Genomic DNA, 1923 nt, shown 5'->3' with positions numbered 1-1923 from the left:
CGCGCCGCGTCTGGATGGCGAGGCCGAGGTTGGCCGCGAACTCGACCAGCAGGTTGGCCTCCTCCTCGCCGAACCGGCCGATGCGATCGGAATAGACGACGAGGACGGCGGCGACGCCGGACCTGTCGGGCACCGGGATCGCCATGCAGGAGTGCAGCCCGGCCTGCGCGGCGAGCTCGGTCCAGAAGCCCATGGCCGGGTCGCGGGCGATGTCGTTGCTGGTCTGCGGGGTGCCGCTGCGGATCGCCCGTCCGGTCGGCCCCTGGCCGGCCGCGTCGTCCGACCAGTGGACCGTCAGGTGGTCGATGTAGCGGGCCGCCTCTCCGGCCCACGCGATCGGCTTGACGGTGCGTTCGGCATCGTTCTGGGGCACGCCGATCCAGGCGACGGCGTAACCCCGACTTTCGACCAGGAGTTCCACGAGGCGGGCGAGCATCGCCTGCTCGTCGGTCTCGCGCAGGATCACGCCGTCGCAGCGGACGATGAGTTCGCGGACCGCGGCGACCCGGTCTGCCGTCTCCTCGGCCGCCTTGCGGGCGGTAATGTCGGTGTGGGTGCCCGACATGCGGAGGGGACGGCCCTCGGCATCGCGTTCGGTGACCATGCCGCGGTCGAGGACCCAGACGATCGACCCGGACTTGTGGTGCATCCGCACCTCGATCTCGTAGTATTCCCGGGTGCCCGCAAACACCTCCTGAAGCTGCGCTTCCGACCGGGCGAGGTCGTCGGCATGGGCCAGCCGCTCCCAGGTCGCGATCGAGATCGGCTCCAGTTCCGCCAGGGTGTAGCCGACGATCTCGGCCCAGCGCTCGTTGAAGACCACCGCGCCGGTCTGGACGTTCCACTCCCAGGTGCCGGCGTTGGTGCCCCAGATGATCTCGGAAAGCCGCTGCCGCTCCTCGGCGAGGCGGCTCGCCATCGCCTTGTGCTCGGACACGTCGACGAAGGAGACCGGGACGCGGCGGGCCGCTTCCTCGTCCGCCGGCCGGGGCATGGAGAGGATGGTGGTGATCGGCCGCCCGTCCAGCGTCTGGAACGGGGCTTCGGCGGTGAAGGTCGGCTGCCGCTCCCAGAGCGCCGCCAGCTCGTCGAGGAGCACGGTCCGGGCCGCGGGCGTGAAGGTGCGGCCGATGCCGGAGAGCAGGTCGGACTCCGAGGCCGCACCGAACATGCGGCGACCGGCGGGGTTGACGCGGACGACGCGGATCGCCGCCAGCAGCTCGTCGAGCAGGGCGGGGTGGGCGGCCGCGTGGGCGCGGATGTCGGTCACGCCGGCGGCACGCAGTTCCTCCAGCCGCCGCACCACGCCGGAGAGATCCTCCTCGAAGATGGCGACGGCGGCGGTGTCCACCAGCCCGCGGAAGCGGTCCTCGCTCGCCTCCAGGACGCGGTCGAAGCGGGCGAATGCCTCGACCTGCTGCAGTGCGAGCGCCAGCGCCGCCGTCGCCGGGACGAGGGTTCCGATGTAGGGCAGGGCCAGACGGCCCAGGATCTGCTCCTCGAAATCCACCGGCAGCAGGGAGAACAGGCCCAGCGGCAAGGCATGGACGATCAGGCCGAGCAGCAGGAACGCGCCGACGCCGGGTGCCTGCGCGCGCCCACGGTAGTGGCGATGGAAGGCGACGCCGGCGACGACGGCGGTCGCCATGACGACGACCCCGACAAGGCTTCCGGCGCCGCCGATCCAGAGCCGGGTCGCCATCATCACCGCACCGGCCGTGACCCCGACGACGGGGCCGCCGAGCGCGCTCGCCACCGACAGCACCACGTTCCGCGCGTCGAAGATGATCCCGGGGGCCAGCGTGACGGCCAGCATCATGCCGATGGCGCCGGCTGCCCCGAACAGCAGGCCCGAGACGACCTGGCCGCCGAGGTCGCTGCCCCGCCAGCGCTCGACGAGGAAGCGCTGCGCCATGCACAGCA

Annotated in this window: 1 protein-coding gene; it reads right to left on the bottom strand. The window is 72.0% G+C overall.

Annotated features, from left to right (window positions below; all coding sequences use genetic code 11):
• Positions 1–1923 (bottom strand): PAS domain-containing protein (locus tag ACE3Q3_RS24210; protein WP_374450402.1); only part of this gene is annotated, 1923 nt, incomplete at both ends.

The organism is Allostella sp. (assembly GCF_041913585.1).
Taxonomy (GTDB): domain Bacteria; phylum Pseudomonadota; class Alphaproteobacteria; order ATCC43930; family Allostellaceae; genus Allostella.
Note: the sequence above shows the minus strand (reverse complement) of the source record. Positions and strands in the feature narration are given on the sequence as shown.